General features: G+C 56.8%; 2 protein-coding genes. One reads left to right on the plus strand and one right to left on the minus strand.

The window, feature by feature from the left end; genetic code table 11:
- Positions 1 to 626, minus strand: a 626-nt coding sequence (locus AAAC48_RS06665; RefSeq protein ID WP_340653432.1) for a KUP/HAK/KT family potassium transporter, incomplete at its 3' end; no start/stop codon positions are given.
- 536 nt (positions 627 to 1,162) lie between these two features.
- Between AAAC48_RS06665 and AAAC48_RS06670 the strand changes: the two genes are divergently transcribed.
- Complete coding sequence (locus tag AAAC48_RS06670; RefSeq protein ID WP_340653433.1) at positions 1,163 to 1,297, plus strand: hypothetical protein; 135 nt, start codon at positions 1,163 to 1,165, stop codon at positions 1,295 to 1,297.
- Positions 1,298 to 1,552: the final 255 nt, after the last annotated feature.

The raw sequence follows: 1,552 nt of genomic DNA on the forward strand, positions 1-1,552 counted from the left end.
GCCCACAGCACGTCGGGATTGGCGATGATATGGCTAAATCCCGAAATTCCGATCGCGATAAACCAGATACCAGTAATCGGGCCAAAAATGCGTCCGACCGCGCCGGTTCCCAAGCGTTGGACGGAGAAAAGTGCAATGAGGATAAGCAGCGTGATGGGCACGACATAGGGTTCGAAGGCTGGCGTAGCGGTCTCAAGGCCTTCCACTGCCGCAAGCACCGAAATTGCGGGCGTGATCATGGAGTCGCCTGTGAACAGTGCCGCGCCAATGACGCCTAAGGCCAACATGGCGGTCGAATACGCAGGGAAACTGCCGCGTGCAAGCGACATCAAAGAGAGCGTACCGCCCTCGCCCTTGTAGTCGGCCCGGAGTACGAACCTGATATACTTAACCGTCACGATCAGCGTCAGCGCCCAAATGATCAGCGAAAGGACTCCGAGCACGTCCTCGCGCGGCGTGGAGCCATCCGATGCGGCCACCCGAAGTGCTTCGCGAAACGCATAGAGGGGGCTTGTTCCGATGTCGCCGTAAACGACACCCAGTGCTCCAATCGTCAAGATTTTGAGATTGGGCTGGCCTGTGGCACGCCTGCCAACGTCATCATTGGCCATCGAAGCTACCTTCATCCAGAACTTGCGGGTTGCGATAGTTCTGTTGCAACGCAATAGCAATGGGTTCGTTGCCGCAGCCGATGCGACGCATAGCCTGTACCCTGCCTACTGGCTCGACACCTTAAGGTGTCTAGCTTGTCTTTCGATATCCCATATTCCGTGGCGTGGGATGTCAAGCCATGACGGTCTAACCCTGCCTTAGATGGCAATCGCCGGACCGCAGTCGACTGCGGCTTGCGAGCGCGAAAGTAGCAAACCAACTTCCTGCGGCATTGGGGAGAAAAGGCAGCCTCTATCGCACGCCGGAAAGAAAGGCCAATGAGCGATGACCGGTTGGGCTACGACTTTCCCTTGACCTCGCCTCGGGGAAGGTCCGAAAGGGGTCGAAACCGGTCTTTTCTCATCACCCCGCACGCCGCGAGCAAACTCTGTGAGCCAGCTACGCTCGGCTCACTCTGGCTGGCTCTCTCAGTAGTGCTCGGGGCTTTGAAAGCGCTCAGAAAGCCTGCCCGCTAATAATCGTCGACGAGGCAGATCGATTGACCATAAAATTGCTCGAGCACCTGCGCGATCTTTCCGATCGCTACGGGTTTGGCTTGATCCTGTTGGGGATGCCTGTTCTTGAGAAGCGCCTCGCGCGCTATGCCCAGTTTTACTCGCGCATCGGCTTCGTGCACGAGTCTTGAGGGCGTCGAGGCCGCGGTGATCCGCATTACGCGCGGCAACTTCAGGCCCATGGAACGGGTCTTCGCGCAGATAAAAAGAATAATGGCGCTCAATCGGGTCGAGGAGGTTTCCTGCGAAGTTGTTGATGCAGCGCGCGACTGCCTCGTCATTGGTCCGGGAAACTGACAATTATCTCGAACAAAAGGCCGCCAATTATCTCTGACATCTACAGACCTGCTTGAACACAATTTCGGTCCCGACCATCAGCTTTTCAT

The organism is Phyllobacterium sp., assembly GCF_037994405.1.
Taxonomy (GTDB): Bacteria; Pseudomonadota; Alphaproteobacteria; order Rhizobiales; family Rhizobiaceae; genus Phyllobacterium.